The organism is Lysobacter sp. P5_B12 (genome assembly GCF_056400425.1).
Genome location: NZ_JBFULG010000005.1, coordinates 46985 through 66929, shown reverse-complemented (window position 1 = coordinate 66929; position 19945 = coordinate 46985). Strand labels below are relative to the sequence as shown.

General features: G+C 67.3%; 19 protein-coding genes. 6 read left to right on the top strand and 13 right to left on the bottom strand.

The features are described from left to right. Position 1: 1 nt before the first annotated feature. The 4 genes from AC1DOM_RS09610 to AC1DOM_RS09595 all read left to right on the top strand — a co-directional run bounded on the left by AC1DOM_RS09610 (position 2) and on the right by AC1DOM_RS09595 (position 2755). Entirely contained in the window at positions 2-421 is a 420-nt protein-coding gene (locus tag AC1DOM_RS09610; protein ID WP_498962638.1) for a bactofilin family protein, read from the top strand. Positions 422-499: 78 nt separating this feature from the next. Beyond that, on the top strand, positions 500-865 hold the full coding sequence (gene erpA / locus AC1DOM_RS09605) for an iron-sulfur cluster insertion protein ErpA (RefSeq protein WP_498962636.1): 366 nt from the start codon (positions 500-502) through the stop codon (positions 863-865). Then, positions 862-1767: an NAD(+) diphosphatase gene (gene nudC, locus AC1DOM_RS09600; RefSeq protein ID WP_498962634.1), complete on the top strand. Its 906-nt coding sequence runs from the start codon at positions 862-864 to the stop codon at positions 1765-1767. Before erpA ends, nudC begins: the two co-directional genes overlap by 4 nt. Before the next feature lie 73 nt (positions 1768-1840). Next, entirely contained in the window at positions 1841-2755 is a 915-nt protein-coding gene (locus AC1DOM_RS09595) for a hypothetical protein (RefSeq protein ID WP_498962632.1), read from the top strand. Between the two features lie 13 nt (positions 2756-2768). Here AC1DOM_RS09595 and AC1DOM_RS09590 read toward each other — a convergent pair whose 3' ends face one another. Beyond that, positions 2769-3203: a helix-turn-helix domain-containing protein gene (locus AC1DOM_RS09590; protein WP_498962630.1), complete on the bottom strand. Its 435-nt coding sequence runs from the start codon at positions 3201-3203 to the stop codon at positions 2769-2771. Positions 3204-3254: 51 nt separating this feature from the next. Here AC1DOM_RS09590 and AC1DOM_RS09585 point away from each other — a divergent pair, with 51 nt between their 5' ends. Next, a complete protein-coding gene (locus tag AC1DOM_RS09585) occupies positions 3255-4679 on the top strand; it encodes a hypothetical protein (protein ID WP_498962628.1) in 1425 nt (474 codons plus the stop codon). A gap of 33 nt (positions 4680-4712) precedes the next feature. Then, positions 4713-6572: an MFS transporter gene (locus AC1DOM_RS09580; RefSeq protein ID WP_498962626.1), complete on the top strand. Its 1860-nt coding sequence runs from the start codon at positions 4713-4715 to the stop codon at positions 6570-6572. A gap of 268 nt (positions 6573-6840) precedes the next feature. Here the strand turns inward: AC1DOM_RS09580 and purD are convergent, their stop codons facing one another. The 12 genes from purD to AC1DOM_RS09520 form a co-directional block, all read right to left on the bottom strand. After that, the gene (gene purD, locus AC1DOM_RS09575) at positions 6841-8133 is read right to left on the bottom strand and encodes a phosphoribosylamine--glycine ligase (RefSeq protein ID WP_498962624.1); all 1293 of its coding nucleotides are present in this window, start codon (positions 8131-8133) and stop codon (positions 6841-6843) included. Between the two features lie 19 nt (positions 8134-8152). Further along, on the bottom strand, positions 8153-9724 hold the full coding sequence (purH, locus tag AC1DOM_RS09570; protein WP_498962622.1) for a bifunctional phosphoribosylaminoimidazolecarboxamide formyltransferase/IMP cyclohydrolase: 1572 nt from the start codon (positions 9722-9724) through the stop codon (positions 8153-8155). A gap of 64 nt (positions 9725-9788) precedes the next feature. Beyond that, positions 9789-10058 (bottom strand): DNA-binding transcriptional regulator Fis, encoded by a 270-nt coding sequence (gene fis / locus AC1DOM_RS09565; RefSeq protein ID WP_498962620.1) that lies wholly within the window; start codon positions 10056-10058, stop codon positions 9789-9791. A gap of 96 nt (positions 10059-10154) precedes the next feature. Continuing rightward, positions 10155-11606, bottom strand: a complete 1452-nt coding sequence (locus AC1DOM_RS09560) for a DUF3426 domain-containing protein (RefSeq protein WP_498962618.1) — start codon at positions 11604-11606, stop codon at positions 10155-10157. A gap of 33 nt (positions 11607-11639) precedes the next feature. Then, positions 11640-12560 carry a 50S ribosomal protein L11 methyltransferase gene (prmA, locus tag AC1DOM_RS09555; protein WP_498962616.1) on the bottom strand — a complete coding sequence of 307 codons (921 nt, stop codon included), beginning with the start codon at positions 12558-12560 and terminating at the stop codon, positions 11640-11642. Between the two features lie 26 nt (positions 12561-12586). After that, complete coding sequence (locus tag AC1DOM_RS09550) at positions 12587-13861, bottom strand: hypothetical protein (RefSeq protein ID WP_498962614.1); 1275 nt, start codon at positions 13859-13861, stop codon at positions 12587-12589. A 119-nt stretch (positions 13862-13980) separates the two neighbouring features. Then, positions 13981-14667: a hypothetical protein gene (locus tag AC1DOM_RS09545; protein WP_498962612.1), complete on the bottom strand. Its 687-nt coding sequence runs from the start codon at positions 14665-14667 to the stop codon at positions 13981-13983. Between the two features lie 49 nt (positions 14668-14716). Further along, the gene (accC, locus tag AC1DOM_RS09540; RefSeq protein ID WP_156639553.1) at positions 14717-16084 is read right to left on the bottom strand and encodes an acetyl-CoA carboxylase biotin carboxylase subunit; all 1368 of its coding nucleotides are present in this window, start codon (positions 16082-16084) and stop codon (positions 14717-14719) included. Positions 16085-16094: 10 nt separating this feature from the next. After that, a complete protein-coding gene (gene accB, locus AC1DOM_RS09535; protein ID WP_498962610.1) occupies positions 16095-16571 on the bottom strand; it encodes an acetyl-CoA carboxylase biotin carboxyl carrier protein in 477 nt (158 codons plus the stop codon). Positions 16572-16579: 8 nt separating this feature from the next. After that, positions 16580-17032, bottom strand: coding sequence for a type II 3-dehydroquinate dehydratase (gene aroQ / locus AC1DOM_RS09530; RefSeq protein WP_498962608.1), 453 nt, complete (start codon positions 17030-17032; stop codon positions 16580-16582). Between the two features lie 126 nt (positions 17033-17158). Then, the gene (locus tag AC1DOM_RS09525; RefSeq protein ID WP_498962606.1) at positions 17159-17755 is read right to left on the bottom strand and encodes a TlpA disulfide reductase family protein; all 597 of its coding nucleotides are present in this window, start codon (positions 17753-17755) and stop codon (positions 17159-17161) included. Beyond that, positions 17752-19938, bottom strand: coding sequence for a protein-disulfide reductase DsbD (locus AC1DOM_RS09520; protein WP_498962604.1), 2187 nt, complete (start codon positions 19936-19938; stop codon positions 17752-17754). Before AC1DOM_RS09520 ends, AC1DOM_RS09525 begins: the two co-directional genes overlap by 4 nt. Positions 19939-19945 lie beyond the last annotated feature (7 nt).

The window sequence follows — 19945 nt, the reverse complement described above, 5'->3', positions numbered from 1 at the left end:
GATGTTCAAGAGTTCGCAAGGCAAACCCTCCGCGCGCGACGGCCAGGCCGTCGACACGCTCATCGGCCCGCAGGTCGTGGTCCGCGGGGATATCGAGTTCAGCGGCGGGCTCTATGTCGAAGGCCGCATCATCGGCCGCGTCACCGCCACCGAGGGGGCGCAGGCCGTGCTGATGCTGTCCGAACACGGCTGCATCCAGGGGGAAGTGCGCGCACCGGTCGTGATGATCGACGGCCGCATGGAGGGCGATGTCCATGCCTCCGAGCGCATCGAACTGGCCGCCAAGGCCCGCGTGCAGGGCAACGTGCACTACCGCGTGGTCGAAATGCACGCCGGCGCCCAGCTCACCGGGTTGCTCGTCCACGCCGACGCCACCCCGGCCGCCGTGCCCGAGCTTCCGGCGCTCGCCGCCGTCGCCTGAGGGCGTCGTTTCTCCGATTCGCAGCGTTTGGGCGCGCGCCGCTTGATTGCGGCGCCTGAGGCCCGCATCTTGTGGCGCATGGAACTGATCGATTTCCCCACCTGGCAGCAGCTGGACGCCCCCGTGCAGTTTTCGCCGGCCGCGGCGGCCAAGGTCCGCGAACTCATCGCCGAGGAAGGCAACGCCGAGCTCAAGCTGCGCGTCTACATCCAGGGCGGCGGGTGTTCGGGCTTCCAGTACGGGTTCGAATTCGACGAATCGCGCGGCGATGACGACGTGGCGGTGGAAACCGACGGCGTGACGCTGCTCGTCGATCCGCTCAGCCTGCAATACCTGATGGGTGCGGAAGTGGATTACAGCGAGAGCCTGCAGGGCGCGCAGTTCGTCATCCGCAACCCCAACGCGAAGACCACGTGCGGCTGCGGCAGCAGCTTCACGGTGTGACGCACGCGTCGCCTTTCGCGTTCGTCGACGGCGCGCTGGATCGCGCCGACCACCTGCGCGACGACGCCGAAACCCTCGCAACGCTCTGGCCGCAGGCACGCATCGTCGTGCTGGAAGAAGACGGCCGCGCATTCGCCGACAGCGACGATGCCTTGCTCGCGCCGGAGGGCTGGACGCTCGGTGGCGGGCCCGGCACCGCGATTTTCCTCGGCTTGCGCGAAGGCCAGGCGTGGTTTGCCCAGTCGGCGAAGGTCGTGGGCTTCGACGCACCGGGGCGCATCGAGCTGCGCACCGCGGCCACGCAATGGCCGGCCTTCGACGCCACCGTCTTCGCGCAGGCCCGCGCGATGCTGCATTGGCATGCGCGCCACCGCTTCTGCGGCGTGTGCGGCGGCGAACTCGGATTCGTGCGCGCCGGCTGGCTCGGCCAGTGCACGCGCTGCGGCACCGAACAGTACCCACGCACCGACCAGGCGATCATCGCCGCGGTCACCGACGGCAAGCGACTGCTGCTCGGGCGCCAGCGCAACTGGCCGCCGCGGCGCTGGTCGGTGATCGCCGGTTTCGTCGAACCCGGCGAATCGCTCGAACAGACCGTCGCCCGCGAAGTGCTCGAGGAAACCGGCGTGCGCGTGCGCTCGTGTCGTTACCTCGCATCGCAGCCCTGGCCGTTTCCCGGCTCGCTGATGCTCGGTTTCCTAGCCGAAGCGGGACCCGATGTCCCCGTGGTGGGGGACGAGCTCGACGACGCGCGCTGGTTCGATGCCGAAACCATCGAAGCCGGATTGGCGCGCGACTGGGCCGTGGGACCGGAGGAAGAGGAAGGCGGCATCGCGTTGTCCGCGCCGATTTCCATCGCACGTTGGTTGATCCAGTCGTGGTTGGCATCCGTCACGCGCTGAATGCGCATGGGATGATTCCGTATCATGCCGCTGACGGGTCCGATGTCGCGGATCCGCTCGCCCGAGGTCGTCGATGTCCATTACGTTGATCGCCGTCGTCATCGCGCTGATCGTCGGTCACTCGATGCCGGCGTTGGTGGCGTTGCGCCGCTACGACTGGTTCATCCGCTGGCTCGAATGGCTCGCCGCGCAACTTGGCGACAACGCATCGTGGCGCGGCGCGGGCGGGCTGTTGTTCGCGATCGGCCCGCCGCTGTTGCTGATCGCGTTGTTGCAGATCGCCTTGCGCGGGGACTTCTACGGTTTCCCGGCATTCGTCTTCGCCCTGGTCGCGCTGTTCTACGCGTGGGGGCCACGCGACCTGGACCACGATGTCGAAGCGGTGGTCAACGCCGCCGATCCGGTCGCTCGCCGCGATGCGGCCGCGCGCCTGTTCCCGGACCAGGTGGATCCGGTGCTCGACGGCGGCTCGCTGGTCGAAGCGGTGTTCCGCTGTGCGCTTTGGCGCTGGTTCGGCGTGTTGTTCTGGTTCCTGCTCGTCGGCGCGTTCGGCGCGTTGCTGTATCGCCTGGTGTCGTTGTGCGCCCAGGGCGAAGCGCGCAGGCGTTTGCCCGAAGGTGCGTCGCAGGCCGCGCGCACGCTGCTCGCCTTCCTGGATTGGCCCGTCGCGCAGTTGATGACGCTGTCGCTGGCGCTGGTCGGCAATTTCGACAGCGTCTTCCAGGCCTGGAAGACCGCGGGCGGCGCGGGTTATTCGGGCGACACGCGCTTCCTCGGCGCCGCCGCGCGCGCCAGCGTGCGCAGCGAACTGGCGGACGAAGCCCTGGACGACATCGATACCGAATATGTCGCCGACGGCGGCGTGGCCGTTTCGCGCGGCGTGCCGGGCCTGCCCGAGCTGCGCGATGCGATGAGCCTGGTGTGGCGCATCCTGCTGTTGTGGCTGGCGGTGCTGGCCTTGTTCGTGATCGGCGGCTGGGTGGCCTGATTCGCCGACGCGCTCAGCGCTTCCGCTTCTGCTCGTTCTCGCGCAGCGTCTCGATCAATTCCCGGACCACCTTGCGCGCCTTCGGCGGCAACGCGATGAACGCGTCGATCGCATGTTGATCCATCGCCGGAATGCGAAATTCGACGCGCGTCTCGCGAACGCGGGAAGTCGCCTCCGTTCCGTACTGCAACGCGGTAGGTTCGATACGGAGCAGGTGCGCCAACACGATGAGATTGCGCTGGCGCGGGATGCTCTTTCCGTTCAACCAACGCGAAACCGCTTGCGGCGTGGTGGGATCACCGCCATGCCGGACAATGAGGTAAGCGATCTCCGACGCGCTCTGCCGATAACCAGCGGCTTTCAAGGCACTTCGTAGGCGCTCGCCGAACAGGGCCTGTTCGCGTTTCATGGCGCCGACGTTAGGGGCTGGCGCGCGAACGCCTTGCAATTATCGCGTTATCCTCATTGAACCAATCGGGTTCATGGCAGGTAATTCGCGATGGCCACCTCGCTTCTGGAACGGCTGCCGCGCCTGGTCGCACACGGGCGCCGGCAAGCACAACGACTGATGGAATCTTCCACCGGACGGAATCGCGAACGCGCGGTTCCCGTCGAACGCGTGCACGCACCCGACGATCCGGTGCAACAGCATCGCGCGCCGGTGCGCCGCGTGCTGTGCGGTGCGCCGGCATTGTGCGTCGCCGCGTTGATCGCCGAACACCGCCAGGGCATCGGTGCGCCGCCGGGACGCATCGTGCTCGACCTGCATCCTGCAGGCGACGACGACACGCTCGCCGCGCGCCTGACGCGATGGACGCCGTGTTTCGCATTGTTGCGCACGCTCGCGCCGCGGGCGGCGCTGTCCGTCGATCTTCCACCGAACGAGAACGCGCCCGTGCAACTCGTGCTCGATGCCTTCGGTTGGCCCGAATCCAGCCGCAACGCAACCGTGCGCGACGCGACGGCGCTGCTGCTCGCCGACGACGCATCGCGCCTGGCCGATCTCGCGCCTGCGCACACGGCATGGGTCGCCTGCGCCCGCGATGCCGCCGGGTGCGCAGCGTTGCGCCGCACGCTCTTGCTGCGTGGCGACACGACCTTCCGCATCGACGACGTCGGCGCCACCCCTGCCGAGTGGACGCGCCGGCACGCCGCCGCGCAACCGGTCAAGGCGATGCGCGCCGCGCTCACGGCCTTCGGTGCGAAAGCGCTTCCGTTGCCGGCGGTATGCACGACGCCGGCGGGCCGCCGTCGCGCAGGCGGCGATGTCCTGCTGGGTGAACTCGTGCGCGACGGCGAACGCACGCTGGTGTGGGTGGACGCCCCCGATCGTCGCACCGGGCAATCCACGCTGAGTCGCGCGATCACCCGCCGCGAACATGGCCTGTATTCGCGCGTCCTGGTGTTGGGCTGGCATTTCGCACCCACCCTGTCGCAACACCTTGCGATGCGTTGCGATGCAGGCATCGACGTGCTCGCCATCGGCTGCCATCCGCGCGGCGAACGCGGGGCATCGCTGCGCATCGATCCACGCGGGTTTACGGCCGTCGGCGGATTGGCCCAGGCGTGGGTCGATCGCGAACGCTCGCGCGGCACGCCCGGCGTCGAATGGCTCGTCGTGCAACTGGGCGAAACGCGCGGCGAGGCGCCCGTGGATTGGGCCGTCGATCCCGCCTATGACGGTGTCGTTTTCCAGGGCGCGTGGCATGCCTTGCGCGATGCGCACGCGGGGATTCGCACCGTCCGACTGCGCCTGCCGTGGCAGCCCGCGCCGCGCCGCGTCTGCATCCGTGCGCTCGATGCAGCCGGCCGCGCGAGCGAGCTGCTGTTCGTCGTCCATGCCAACGACGCCACCGGGCCTGCGCACGCGCATGCCGTCCCCGCGCGCGCGCCGGGCAGCGCGCAGGTCGAGGCGCTCTGCTAGGCTCCGCGCCATCCCCGTTGGCGGTTGCACCGAATGGCGCACAACCAGTTCGAACTCCTCCGCCAACGGCGCTTCCTGCCGTTCTTCGCGACCCAATCGCTCGGCGCCTTCAACGACAACGTCTTCCGGCAAGCCATCATCGGCCTGCTGTTCTACATGGGCGTGGCGAGCGACGAGCGCAGCTTCTATACCAACCTCGCGCCGGCGATCTTCATCCTCCCGTATTTCCTGTTTTCCGCCACGGCCGGGCAGATCGCGGAGAAGCTGGAGAAGTCGCGGTTGATCCGCATCACGACGATGATGGAGATCTTCATCATGTCGGCGGCCGCGGTCGGCTTCGTGATGCAGAACATGGTGCTGCTGCTGATCGCGTTGTTCTCTACGGGTGTGCAGTCGGCGTTGTTCGGGCCGGTGAAGTATTCGATCCTGCCGTCCGTGCTCCGCCCCGAGGAACTCACCGGCGGCAACGGCCTGGTCGAGATGGGTACGTCGGTGTCGATCCTCGTCGGCATGCTGCTCGGCGGCATGATTTTCCAGGTGGCAGGCGCGAACGGGCCAGTCGTCGCCGCAGCGTCGGTCATCTTGTTCGCCGTCGCGGGCAACCTCGTCAGTCGTGCGATCCCGCCCACCGAGGCCGCAGCGCCGGACCTCAGGGTCGGCTGGAATCCGATTCCCGAATCCATGCGCGTGCTCGCGCTGGTGCGCAAGCAACCCGCTGTGCGCAACTCGGTGCTCGGCGTGTCCTGGTTCTGGTTCGTCGGCACGATGCTCACCGCGCAGTTGCCCACCTATGGCGACGAGAATCTCGGCGGCGATGTCTCCACTTACACGGTGCTGCTCGCGGTGTTCTCGATCGCGACCGGCATCGGTTCGGTCTTGTGCGAAAAACTCTCCGCGCGCACGGTGGAAATCGGCCTGGTGCCGCTTGGCGCGTTCGGCATGAGCGTGTTCCTCTTCGTGCTGGCGCTGTGGCTGCCGGAAGCCGGCGCGACGTATACGCATGGCATGGTGCACACGATCGTCGCGCTGAGCGGGATCGGCCTGTTCGCCGGTTTCTACGTCGTGCCCTTGTTCGCGCTGATCCAGAGCCGCACGCCCAAGGGCGAGCTCTCGCGTGTGATCGCGGGCATGAACATCCAGAACGCCGGCTTCATCGTGCTCGCCGCGGTGCTGGGCATCGTCGGTCTGCAGTACGCGCACCTGTCGATCCCGCAGTTGTTCCTCGCCCTGGCGGTCGCGAATACGCTCGTCGCGCTGTGGATCTTCACCGTCGTCCCCGAATTCCTGATGCGCTTCCTCAGCTGGGTGCTGGTGCGCACGCTGTATCGGTTGCGCGCCCAAGGCATCGAGGAAAACGTGCCCGACGAAGGTCCCGCGCTGCTGGTCTGCAACCACGTCAGCTACATGGACGCACTGATCTTGGCCGCGACCATCCCGCGCCCGGTGCGTTTCGTCATGTATTACAAGATCTTCAACATCCCGGTGATGCGTTGGATCTTCCGCACCGCGAAGGCGATCCCGATCGCCGGTGCGCGCGAGAATCCGGAACTGATGCGACGCGCGTTCGACGAGATCGACGCCGCGCTTGCCGAAGGCGAGATCGTCGGGATTTTCCCGGAAGGCGCGTTGACGAAAGACGGCGAGATGAGCGCGTTCAAATCGGGCGTGGAGAAAGTCCTCGAACGCCGCGAAGTCCCCGTCATCCCGATGGCCTTGCGCGGCATGTGGACGAGCATGTGGAGTCGGCGCGACGGCCGCCTGAAACGCATGCGGGTGCCGCGGCGTTTTCGCGCGCACGTCGAAGTCGTGGCCGGGCCGCAGATCGAAGGGCAGATCGCGACTGCGGAGTTGCTGGAAGCGAAGGTGCGGGAGCTGAGAGGGGACGCGGCTTAAGCGCCGCTTTGGACCGACTCCTCGCCACGCGGCGAGGCTCACCTCAACGGGGTGGGCTGCCTCTTCGGCTGTGCTTTTCCGACAACGATCGGGTCAGTGCGAAGCTTGCTTCGCACCGGCAAGACAAATGCTCGGGCGAAGCCCCCGATCGAGAGCCAACGCTCGAAAGGTGATGCCCCAGCGTTGTGAGTTTCAAATTTTTTTCCCAAAAAAATTTGGAACTCACAACGTTCGGGCGGCGCGCCAATGACGCAGGGGGGGGAGGCGGTCAGCCCTCCCCACGCTCCCGCGCAATCGCCCGCCACCCGATGTCGTGGCGATGGAACTCCCCCCGCCACGAAATCCCCGCGATCTCCGCGTAAGCGCGTTGTTGCGCCTGCGCCACCGTATCGCCCAACGCGCACACGCACAGCACGCGGCCGCCGGAGGTGACGACGTGTTCGCCTTCGATACGCGTGCCGGCGTGGAAGACTTTCGTGTCTTCGACGTCGGGGGTGTCGAAGGAATTGATCGTGTCGCCCAGGCGCGGTGTGGCCGGGTAGTGTTCGGCGGCCATCACGACGCCCAGCGATTTGCGCGCGTCCCAGTCGGCTTGCGTCGTCGACAGTTTGCCGTCGATCGCCGCTTCGATGAGGTCCACCAAGTCCGATCGCAGCCGCAGCATCACCGGTTGCGTCTCCGGGTCGCCGAAGCGCACGTTGTACTCGATGACTTTGGGTGCGCCGGATTTGTCGATCATCAAGCCGGCATAGAGGAAGCCCGTGAACGGCGCGCCGTCGGCGATCATGCCGCGCACGGTGGGTTCGACCACTTCGCGCATCACGCGTGCATGCACTTCCGGCGTCACGACGGGTGCGGGCGAATACGCGCCCATGCCGCCGGTGTTCGGGCCGGTGTCGCCATCGTGCGCGCGCTTGTGATCCTGCGAGGTCGCCATCGGCAACGCGTGCGTGCCGTCGACCATCGAGATGAAGCTGGCTTCTTCGCCGTCGAGGAATTCCTCGATCACCACGCGCGCGCCGGCGGCGCCGAAGGCTTCGCCCGAGAGCATGTCTTCGATCGCGTGTTCGGCTTCGGCCAGCGTCATCGCGACGATCACGCCTTTGCCCGCGGCCAGGCCGTCGGCCTTCACCACGATCGGTGCGCCTTTCGAACGCACGTAGGCAAGGGCCTCGTCGATGTTGGTGTGCACTGCGTAATGCGCGGTGGGAATGCCGTGGCGTGCGAGGAAATCCTTCGCGAACGCCTTGCTGCCTTCGAGCTGCGCCGCGGCCGCGGTCGGGCCGAAGACGCGATGGCCGGCAGCGCGGAAACGATCGACGACGCCCGCCACGAGCGGTTGCTCGGGCCCGACGACGGTCAGCGCGACGCCTTCGCGTTCCACCAGCGCCAGCAATCCATCGATGTCCTTCGCATCGACGCCGACATTGCGGCACTTCTCCTCCCGCGCCGTGCCCGCGTTGCCCGGTGCGACCAGGATTTCGGTCGCTCGCGGGGATTGCGCCAGCTTCCACGCCAGCGCGTGTTCGCGTCCGCCCGAACCGATGACGAGGATCTTCATGCGTGGCTCCCGGAACGGATCAATGGCGGAAGTGGCGAATGCCGGTGAACACCATCGCGATGTCGTGTTCGTCCGCGGCGGCGATCACTTCGTTGTCGCGCATCGAGCCGCCGGGCTGGATCACGGCGCGGATGCCCGCGACGGCCGCGGCATCGATGCCATCGCGGAAGGGGAAGAACGCATCGGAAGCCATCGCCGAACCCGGCACCGTGAGTCCGGCTTCCTCGGCCTTGAGCGCGGCGATCTTCGCCGACACCACGCGGCTCATCTGGCCCGCACCGATGCCGATGGTGTGGTGTTCGCGCGCATAGACGATCGCGTTGGACTTCACGTACTTCGCCACGCGCCAGGCGAACAGCAGGTCTTCCAGTTCCTGCGGCGTCGGCGCGCGCTTGGTGACGACCTTGAGTTCCTCGCGCGTCACTTCGCGGATGTCGCTGGTCTGCATCAGCAGGCCCGAGCCCACGCGCTTGACGTCGGCGTTGTTGCGGCCTTCGCCGTGCGGGATGCGCAGCACGCGCACGTTCGCTTTCTTCTTCGCGTAGTCGAGCGCGGCGGCGTCGAATTCCGGCGCGATCAGCACCTCGACGAACTGGCGGTCGAGGATCGCCTTCGCCGTGGCGCCATCGAGCGCGCGATTGAACGCGATGATGCCGCCGAAGGCCGACGTCGGATCGGTGGCGTAGGCCATTTCGTACGCGTGGCCGACATCGGCCGCTTCGGACACGCCGCACGGATTGGCGTGCTTGACGATCACGCAGGCCGGCTGTTCGAACTGGCGCACGCATTCCCAGGCCGCATCGGCGTCGGCGAGGTTGTTGAACGACAGTTCCTTGCCCTGCAACTGCGTGAACGTCGCCAGCGTGCCCGGCACCGGCCACAGATCGCGGTAGAACGCGGCCTGCTGGTGCGGGTTTTCGCCGTAGCGCAGGTCCATCACTTTCACGAAGTTGCTGTTCTGCTGCGCGGGGAAATGCGCGCGCGTGCCGTCTTCGTTGATCGAGGACAGATAGTCGCTGATGAATGCGTCGTACTGCGCGACGCGATTGAACGCGGCCACCGACATCGTGAAGCGCGTGCGCGCCGACAGGGTGCCGCCGTGGGCCGTCAATTCCTCGACCAGGCCGGCGTATTGCATCGGATCGGTCGCCACCGCCACGCGCGCGAAGTTCTTCGCCGCCGAACGCAGCATCGCCGGGCCGCCGATGTCGATGTTTTCGACGATGTCTTCCATCGTGCTGTTGGGGTCCATCGACACTTTTTCGAACGGATACAGGTTCAGCACCAGCAGGTCGATCGGCGCGATGCCGTGCTGCGCCATCACCGCATCATCCGTGCCGCTTCGGCCCAGCAAACCGCCATGCACCAGCGGATGCAGGGTCTTGACGCGGCCGTCCATCATTTCGGGGAATTGCGTCAGTTCGCTGACATCGCGCACCGCCAGGCCCGCATCGCGCAGGGCCTTGGACGTGCCGCCGGTGGAGACCAGTTCGACGCCCAGCGCGGACAGGGCGCGCGCCAGTTCGACCAGGCCGGTCTTGTCGGAAACGGACAGCAGCGCCCGGCGAACGGGCAGTCGATCGGCGGACATCGTGGATAACCGGGATGTGGGGCCGCGAATTATAGCGGCGCGGGCGCACGGCCCGCCGCACGGCTCAGCCGAGCCCGTAATCCCGCAGTTTCTTGCGCAGCGTGGCGCGGTGGATGCCGAGCATCGTGGCCGCGCGGCTCTGGTTGCCGTCGCAGTGGTTCAGCACTTCGGCGAACAGCGGGATCTCGAGCTCGCGCAGCGCGATGTTGTACAGGTCTTCGGTTTCGCATCCGTCCAGGTCGCGCAGGTAGCGGCGAACGGAATTGGCGACGTGCTCGCGCAGCGGCGGACGCGGGCCGGCGCGGTTGTCTTGTCGGTCGGCGGCGGCGTTCAAACGACTTCCCCTGCGGCGATGGCGCGCCCGCTCGATCCGAACGGGAGGGCGAGTCTAGCGCGGCAGTGGGGCACGTGCACCATCGGCGACGACCGCTCAGCGGAATTCGAAACTGAAAGCGACGACACCCGGCGCGGGCTCGACGACCGCCAGGCTGATCGCCGCGGTCTGGCCGGGACCGAGCGTCGATTGCGTACCGGAAACATCGCCGAGATATTCGCGCGCAGTGAACGCGCGCGAACCAAGCACGCGTCCGTCGATGTCCGACAGGTTCACCACCAGGCGCGGCCAGGCCTGCGCCCAGCGCGCATCGTTGCGGAAACTCGCGTCGATCTGCAGCGTTCCCGCCGCGTCGGGATGCGGGCGGACGTCGCGGCTGAGCATCGTGAAGGCTTCCGGGTCGCGCCACGCGGGCACTGTGCATCGCAACACGCCGCATAGCGCCGAAATCGACGGACGCCAGCGCGCATTCGCGGCGAGCGCGTCGCGTTGCGCGAGCAGCAATTGCAGCACGAGCAGCACCGACAACGCGCCGATGGTCGCGAACGACGTCCAACGCGTCGGCATCGCGCCACGCAGCCCTGCGCGCGTGCGCGCGAAACTGGGCGCGTTAAGTGCTGCGCGCGGTTTCGGTGGCGGGGAGAGCGCGGGTGGCTGAGGGACGACGGGCGGTAACGCGGGTTCGGGTGACGGCGCGACGGGTTCGGCCGCGACGGGCGCGGGTTCGGGCGCAGGTGTTGGCGCGGTCTCCGGCGTCGCGGTCGCGCGCAAGGCTTCGACTGCGAGTGCGGCTTCGACCGGTGTTTGCGCGAGCGGAATGAATTCGATCGGCGGGGTTTCGACGCGCGGGAGTTCGGTCGGTGTTTCGACGACGGGCGTGTCGACGGCAGGCGTTTCGACCGCAGGCGCTTCGGCAGCCAGCGCATCCGCCGCGCGCTTCGCCGCGCGTTCGCGCAGCGATGGCACGGGCTTTACGGTGGCTTTCTTCTTCGCATCCTGCATCGCGGGCTGCGTTTCGCCGGCGGGCTTGGCGGGCTTGGCCTTGGGTTTGAACGTCGCCCACCACGCCGCCAGGCGCACGGACATCGTCGGACCGGCGGGCGGCTTCGGCTTCGGCGGCGGCGGGGGTTTCGCAACGGGCGCCGGCGCGGGTGTCTTTTCGCGCTTGCGCTTCGCGGGTTTCTCCGCAGCTTTCTCCGCTTTCTCCACCGCCTGCGATGCGCGGCCACGACGTGGCGGCTTTTGCGCCATCAGGGCGATGACGGCATCGGCGTTGAGTTGGTCTTGCCGTGGTGCGGGTTCGGGTTCGGGTTCGGCTGCGGGTGGGAGCGCGAGTTCGGGTTCGGGTTCCGGCGGCGGTGCTTCGGGTTCCGCGGGTGACGCCCGTTCCGGTGGCGCTGTCTCCGTCGGCGCGTCCTTGGCGTCGCCGACGTCCTCCTGCGCCTGTCCTTCCAACGCCTTGCCGCAACTCGGGCACACCGCGGGCGGCCGGCCGCTGCGCGGATCGACCGTCACCAGGAACTGGCAATGGGGACAAAGGACGAACATGCGGCTATTCAAGCACGCCGCGACGCGCCGGGCTCAGGCCGCACGCACGCCGTCGATGCGAACCCAGTCACCTTCCTGCGCGACGGCCAGGGCGTCGAACCATTCGCCGTAGCGATTGAGCAGCGCGTCCTCCTGGCCCGACAGGATGCCCGACAGCGCGATCCGCCCGCCGGGCGCCACGCGCGAGGCCAGCGTTTCGGCGAGTGCATCCAATGCCGAAGCGAGGATGTTGGCGACGACGACCGGGTACTGCGCCACGGGTTCATCGTCGGGGAGGAACACGTTCATGCGCTCGTCGACGCCGTTGCGCAGCGCGTTGTCGGCCGTGGCGAGCAAGGCCTGCGGATCGTTGTCGACGCCCACCGCGCGCGCCGCGCCCAACTTCAGGGCCGCGAGCGCGAGGATCCCCGAACCGCAGCCGAAGTCGAGCACCGTCAAGCCTTCCAGTTGTCCCGCATCGGCGAGCGCGTCGAGCCACTGCAGGCACAGCGAAGTCGTCGGATGCGTGCCCGACCCGAACGCCAGCCCGGGATCCAGGCGCACGACCGCCGCGCCATGCGCCTGCGCCTCGACCGGCAAGTCTTGATTCCACGGCACGATCCACGTGTGCGCGCCGAAGGCGAGCGGCACGTATTGATCCATCCACGCGCGTTCCCAATCCTGGTCTTCGACCTTGCGGAAGCCGGCGGTCGACCAATCCAGTTCCGGATCGAAGACTTCGAGCGCGGCGAGCAACGCAAGCGCATCGGTGTCCGCGTCGAACAGGGCCGACAGCGCGATCTCGCCCCACAAAGGCGTCTCACCGACACCGGGTTCGAGGATCGCGTGTTCGTTGGGCGTATCGACATCCGCGTCGAGCAGCGTGACGGCGAGCGCGCCGACATCCTCGAGCGCGCGTTCGTAACGCGGTTGATCGTCTTCGCGGCAGCGCAGCGTGAGTTCGAGCCAGGGCATGGGGGCAGTTTAACGCCCCCGTCCGATCAGTGGCCCAGCAAGCCCTTCAGGAAACGCTTGCCCTTCGATTCCTGCGGCTGTTGCTGCTGGCCGTCCTGTTGCGTTGTCTGGCTGGCGTCGATCGACATGCCGAGCATCGCCATCGTCGTCGACTTGTTGCGCACGCGCACGTTCCATTCCGGATTCCAGGCGACCTTGGGATCGGCCGGCTTCGGCGGATAGACGATGTTGGTTTCCGGGCCGTAGGCGATCATCGACATCATGCCGCCGCCGGGTTGTCCTTCCTTGCCCGCGAAGATGCCCTTCGGCATCGCGCACGAGGTCACCGTCGGCGCGAGGACCACCTTTTCCTTGATCCACTTCTCGACGGTGTTCGGCGCGACGTAATCGATGACCTGCATGCCCGCGTCCGGCACTTCGGAGCTGCTCCACAACACCATCGCATCGTCCTGCGTGCCGAAGGCCGCGAGGAAATAACCCTTCGCGCGATCCACCGGCTTCCAGTTCCAGGTCTGGCCCGTCGCCAGCGAACCGCTGCTGCTCAGCGCGATCGCCGGCATGAAATCCTGCTGTTGCGTGAGGTCGAACTTCATCGACTCGGGGATCTTCGCGCCCTCGATGTCGTGGTTGCCGACGAGCGAGGCGCCGGCCGGCACCATCTTGCGCATCTTCTCGTTCGGCCACAGCGCGTAACGCGGATCGACCTTCGCATCGCGGTTGGGGGCGTAACGGCCGGACATCGCGCTCGCGTATTGCGTGCCGCTGGTCGTGACCTTGCCGTTCTTCATCTCGAACTTGATTTCGCGCGGCTGGCCGGCGCGCACTTCGGTGCCGCAGCCCCAATAGATGAGGATGCGCGCCTTCGCGTTGCCGTCGTTCATGCCGGGCGTCGCCCGGCCGCCGGGCTGCGAGGGCGCCTGCGCCTTCGGCGGCACGAGCGGCAGGGTCTTGCCGAGCTGCATGCCGGTGGGAATCAGATCCTCGGCCTCGGCGCCGGGGTTCAATTGATTGAGCAGCGCGACATCGAGATAGCGCCCGGGCATGCCCGGTGTCTGCGCGGCGCCGTAATGGTTCTGCGCCGCATCGCCGCCCATCATGCGCATGGCGAATCCGCCCATGCCGCCGCCGGTTTCCGACATGCCGGGGATGCCCGACATCGTGTGCGTGGCCACGTCCATCCACAGTTGCGTCTTCGGCAACTTGCCCGACTGGCTGGCCGCGGGCAGCGTGATGAGCGCGCCGACGAGGGCCGTGGCGAGCAATGCGCGTTTGGTGTTGCGGAAGATCGAAGAGCGGGACATGCGAACGACCTCGAATGGACCGGGAACGAAAACACCCGCAGGCTGGCGGGTGTGATCAAGGGAACGCGCGTTCGCGGGCGAACCGGCCATGGCGGGGGCCGGCCGGGGTCGGGGTTCGTTCAGCCTTCGCGCCGCTCCTGCGCCTGGCGCGCCAGGATCCAGTCGCGCCTGCGCCGCAACATGCGCACGCCTTCGTGCAGGTAATACAGGCTGAAGAGAATCGTCAGGCCGATCAGCAAAAGATGCCAATGGCCGCGCAGCATCGCATCGGGGAAGCGATGCACGAGCCACCACGCGAATCCCTGGAAGGCGACCGCGGCCGGCATCAGCACCAGGATGTTCGCGCGCTGGTCGCGCACGATGTCTTCGTAGAGCAGGCGTTCGGCTTCGGTCGCGAAGTCATGCGACTGCAGTTGCACCACACGCAGGTCCCACGCATACAGGCCCCACACCGCGGCGGCGTAACACGCATTGAGCGCGAACCACGCGCGCGGATCGGCCACCTGCGTGAGCGCCGCGGCTTCGATCAAGGTCGCGCCGAAGTAACCGAAGGTGTGCCCGAACTCCAGCGGCCACCCGATGAAACTCAGGGTATGGATGAGCGAGCGCGACCAGAAGATCAGGATCACGAGCAGGCCCGTCGCGATGTAGGGCCACGTCGTGTATTGCAGTTGCAGCAGCGCGGGCACCGCCGCGGTGGCCAACACCGCGAGTGCGAGGCCCTGGATGATCGAGATCAGCGTCAGTTCGATGCCGACGACGGTCTTGTCGAGTTCGGTCTTGGCTTCGCGGCGGAAGTCGGGCATCGACGCCTCCTTGAAACGCGACACCCCCGCCGAAGCGGGGGTGCGTGGGTCAAACGATCGACAGCGACTTCTCTTTCCGTTCCGCGAGCCGCTTTTCCAGATAGTGGATGTTCTGCCCGCCTTGCTGGAACCCACCATCGGCGAGGATGCGCTGCTGCAACGGGATGTTCGTCTTGATGCCGTCGACGACCATTTCGCTCAGCGCCACGCGCATGCGCGCGATGGCGGTTGCGCGGTCGGGGCCGTGCACGATGAGCTTGCCGATCATCGAGTCGTAGTTCGACGGGACGCGGTAGCTCTCGTAGATGTGCGAATCCACGCGCACGCCCGGGCCGCCCGGTGCATGGAAGTGCTGGATCAGGCCGGGGCAGGGCATGAAGGTATCCGGGTCCTCGGCGTTGATGCGGCATTCGATCGCGTGCCCGTTGAGAACGATGTCTTCCTGCCGGATCGACAGCTTGTGGCCGGCGGCGATCATCAACTGCTCGCGCACCAGGTCGATGCCCGTGACCATTTCGGTCACCGGATGTTCGACCTGGATGCGGGTGTTCATTTCGATGAAATAGAAGCGCCCGTTTTCGTAGAGGAATTCGAACGTGCCTGCGCCGCGATAGCCGATGCGGATGCACGCTTCCACGCACACGCGGCCGATCTCCGCGCGCTGCTCGGGCGTGATGCCCGGCGCCGGCGCTTCTTCGACGACCTTCTGGTGGCGGCGCTGCATCGAGCAGTCGCGTTCGCCCAGGTGGATCGCGTTGCCCTGGCCGTCGGCGAGCACCTGGATCTCCACGTGGCGCGGGTTTTCCAGGAATTTCTCCATGTAGACCATGTCGTTGGAGAACGCGGCCTTCGCCTCGGTCTTCGTGGTCTGGATCGCGTTGTGCAGGTGCGCTTCGGTATGCACCACGCGCATGCCGCGGCCGCCGCCGCCGCCGGCGGCCTTCACGATCACCGGATAGCCGATTTCGCGCGCGATCTTGACGTTGGTCGCCGGATCGTCGCCGAGCGGGCCGCCGCTGCCGGGCACGCACGGCACGCCGGCGGCCTTCATCGCGCGGATCGCTTCGACCTTGTCGCCCATCAGGCGGATCGTGTCGGCCTTCGGGCCGATGAAGACGAAGCCGGAATTCTCGACGCGTTCGGCGAAGTCGGCGTTCTCGCTGAGGAAGCCGTAGCCGGGGTGGATCGCCTGCGCGTCGGTGACTTCGGCCGCGGCGATGATCGAGGCCATGTTCAAGTAACTGTCGGTGGACGGCGCGGGGCCGATGCACACCGATTCGTCGGCCATGGCGACGTGCTTGAGGTTGCGGTCGACGGTGGAATGCACCGCGACCGTGCGAATGCCGAGCGCGTGGCACGCGCGCAGGATGCGCAGTGCGATTTCGCCGCGGTTGGCGATGACGACTTTGTCCAGCATCTGCGCGACCTCAGCCGATCACGAAGAGCGGTTCGTCGAATTCGATCGGCTGACCGCTTTCCACGAGGACCTTCAGCACCGTGCCCGACACGTCGGCTTCGATGGGGTTGAACATCTTCATCGCCTCGATGATGCCGAGCGTCTCGCCGGCCTTGACCGCCTGGCCGACGGTGACGAACGCGGGCTTGTCGGGCGAAGGCGAGGCATAGAACGTGCCCACCATCGGCGCGCGGACGACGTGGCCTTCCGGCAGGTCGGCGGACTTGGCGCTGCCGCCGCTGACGCCTTCGGTCGGGCCCGCCATCGGCATCACCGGCGCGGGGCGCGATTCGACGTGCATCGGCATGACCTGCGGAGCGGCGACGGCCACGCCGCCGCGCGGCACGCGCGCCAGGCGGACGGACTCTTCGCCTTCCTTGATCTCGATCTCGGCCAGGTTGGATTCTTCGAGGAGATCGATGAGTTTCTTGATTTTGCGCAGGTCCATGGCGGGCCTCAGGGTGCTGTGTCGGTGGAAAGCCGCTGCAAGGCGGCGTCGAGCGCGAGCCGGTAGCTCGCCGCGCCGAACCCCGCGACCACGCCGACGGCGAGATCGCTGAAGTAGCTGGTGCGGCGGAACGGTTCCCGTGCGTGCGGGTTGGACAGGTGGACTTCGATGAAGGGCAGCGCGACCGCGGCAAGGGCGTCGCGGAGCGCCACCGAGGTGTGGGTGAACCCGGCGGGGTTCACGAGCGCGAAGGCGGTGCCGTCATCGCGCGCGGCCTGGATGCGATCGACCAGCACGTGCTCGGCGTTGGACTGCAGGCTTTCGAGCTGGTGGCCGGCGGCCTGCGCGCGACGTGCGAGGTCGGCGTCGATTTCGGCGAGGGTCGTGCGGCCATAGACCTCCGGCTCGCGGGTGCCGAGCAGGTTGAGGTTGGGGCCATGCAGGACCAACAGCTTCGCCATCGATGGGGCCGGGGTTGCGGACGCGCAGTCTGGCCGAACCGACCCCGGGTGTCCAGAACCCAGCCCGCAGTTCTCTACCGTATCGACGAAGTTCGCAGGACTTATGCCGACCTTTGAGTAAGACCTCTAATCCCTTGCCCAGCCTGCGATTTCCCCTTCCTCGAAGGGGCCGATGCGTTGTTTCAACAGCTGCCCCTCGGGAGAGATCAGCACCGAATACGGGAGAACGCCCTTGGGATTGCCCAGGCGGACCCCGGCGTCGGCGGGGCCGGGGGTGTCCACGAGGATCGGGTAGGTCACGCCGGTCCTGGCGACGAAGGCCCGCACCGCGGCCACGTCATCCAAGGCGATTCCGACGACTTGCACGCCGTTGGCGCCCTGTTCCCCGGCGAAGGATTGCAGCGCCGGCATCTCCTTCACGCATGGGCCGCACCAGCTGGCCCAGACGTTGATGAGCACGGGGCGGCCGGCGTAATGGGTCGGGAGGTCGATGCGCGTGCCGTCGATGGCCGGCAGGGTGAAGTTCGGGACGCGTTCGCCGCGTTTGGCGACCGCGACGCCCTTCGGCACCGGCGGCGCGGTGGCCTGCATCGCGGAATTCAACGCGCGCTGGCCGACTTCGGTCTTCCACACCGGCCCCGGGCCGGAGGTCAGCAAGCTGGCGACGACGCCGAGCGTTCCCGCCGCGACCGCGACGAGCACGACCTTCGCCGAAGCATTCAAGGCGCCGCCCCGCGATGTGCGCGTTCGACGAACTTGTCGGTCTCTTCGAAACCCGTCAGCCGCAGCCCGCGACGTTCCTGCCCGTCGCGGAAGAACAGCGACATCGGCGGACCGATGACGCCGAAGTGCTGCATCAGGGCCTGGTCCTGTGCATCGTTCGCGGTGACGTCGGCCTGCAACAGCACGTAATCGCGCAGGGCCTGGTGCACCTGCGGCTGGGTGAAGACGTACTTCTCCATCTCCTTGCAGCTCACGCACCAGTCGGCATAGAAGTCGAGCATCACCGGCTTGCCTGCGTCGCGCGCGGCGGCGATTTCGCGATCGAGGTCTTCGACCGACTTGATGCGCTTGAACGCGATCGCTTCTTCCTGCACGGCATGCAACCCGGCGAGCGGGCGCAAGGGATCGTGCGAACCGGCGAAAGCGCCGAGCAACTGCGCCGCACCCACGACCGCGAGCACGAGCCCTGCGAAACGCGCGGCCATCTTCGAACCCGGCTTGCTGCCGAGGGTGAACGCCCACGTCGCCGCGCCGAGCGCGAGCAGGCCCCACAAGCCAAGCGTCCACGCCGCCGGCAGCACGCGCGACAACATCCAGATCGCCAAGCCGAGGAACACGAAGCCGAACACGCGCTGCACCGCGATCATCCACGGGCCGCTGGTCGGCATCCCGCGCCCCGCGGCGATGCCGAAGGCGACCAACGGCGCGCCCATGCCGAGCGCGAGCAGGAACAACGCCGCGCCACCGAACACCGGATCCCGCGCCTGCGCGATGTAGAGCACCGCGCCCATCAGCGGCGGCGCGACGCAAGGCCCGACGATCAGCGCCGACAACGCGCCCATCGCGGCAACGCCGATCCACGAGCCACCGCGCTGGCGATCGCTCGCCGCGCCCAGGCGAGATCGCAACCCCGCCGGCAATTGCAATTCGTACAGGCCGAACATCGACAGCGACAGCACGACGAACAACAACGCGAACGCGCCGAGCACCCACGCGTTCTGCATCGCCGCCTGCAGGTTGGCCGCGGCGCCCAGCAAGCCGGCGAGGATGCCCGCGATGGTGAACACCACCGCGCTGGCGAGCACGTAGACCGTCGAGAGCGAGAACCCGCGCCATGCACCGACGCGTTCGCCGCGACCGGCGATGAGGCCCGAAAGAATCGGCACCATCGGCAACACGCAGGGCGTGAACGCCAGGCCGAGCCCGTAGGCGAAGAACAACACCAGCGCCCACGCGCGATGCTGTCCGCCGAGACTTTGCGCGAGACGCTGGTCTTCGGCGAGCGAACCGCTGTCGTCGACCGTCGCCTTCGAAACATCGCCGGCCGGCAGGGACACCGGCAGGCTGCGCGTCATCACCGGATAACAGATGCCGCCGTCCTGGCAGCCCTGGAAGGTGACCTGCAAAGTGCCATCGACCGCGCGTGCATGCGCGCGCTGCACCGGGACGTTGACGTCGACCGGATCGAAGAACACCACGACTTCGCCGAAGTGCTCATCGCGATGTTGTTTGCCCGGCGGCCATTGCGGCGCGCGCAGCGTGATGCCGTCGCCGTCGAACTTCAGTTGCGTCTTGTCGCGATACAGGTAATAGCCCGGCGCCGGCGCGAAGCGCACGAGCAGTGCGTTGCCGCCATTAGCGATCGCCTCGATCTGGAAAGCCTGTTGTTCCGGCAACGGTTCGCCCTTGTCGCCGCGCAACGGCAGCAATCCACCGGTCGCGGGCGCATCGAGCAGGCTGCCGGCTTGCGAAGGCAGCGCCACCTGCACGGTGCGCATCTGCGGCGGATAACACACGCCGGCATCGGCGCAACCCTGGTACTTCACCTTCAACGTCACCGATCGCGCATCGGCGGACGGCGTGCCGACGACCTTCGCCTCCAGCAAGGTGCGATAGGTTTCGACATCGCCGAAGAATTCGTCGTGCTTGTGCTTGCCGGGCGGCATCTGCAACGACGCGCCTGCGAAGTCGGCCGATTCCACCGACGTGCGATGGCGATAGAGGTAGTAACCCGGCGCGATCTTCCAGGTCAGTGCGATGGAATCGCGCGAGGCCGCCTTGGCGTCGAACGCGAAGGCCTGGTCGACCGGCAGCAGGTCTCTCTCATCGACGGCATTCGCCGCCAGCGACACCGTTCCCATGAGCAGGGCAAGCAAAGCCGTCGCGGCGCGTCGGAAGAACATCGTCATG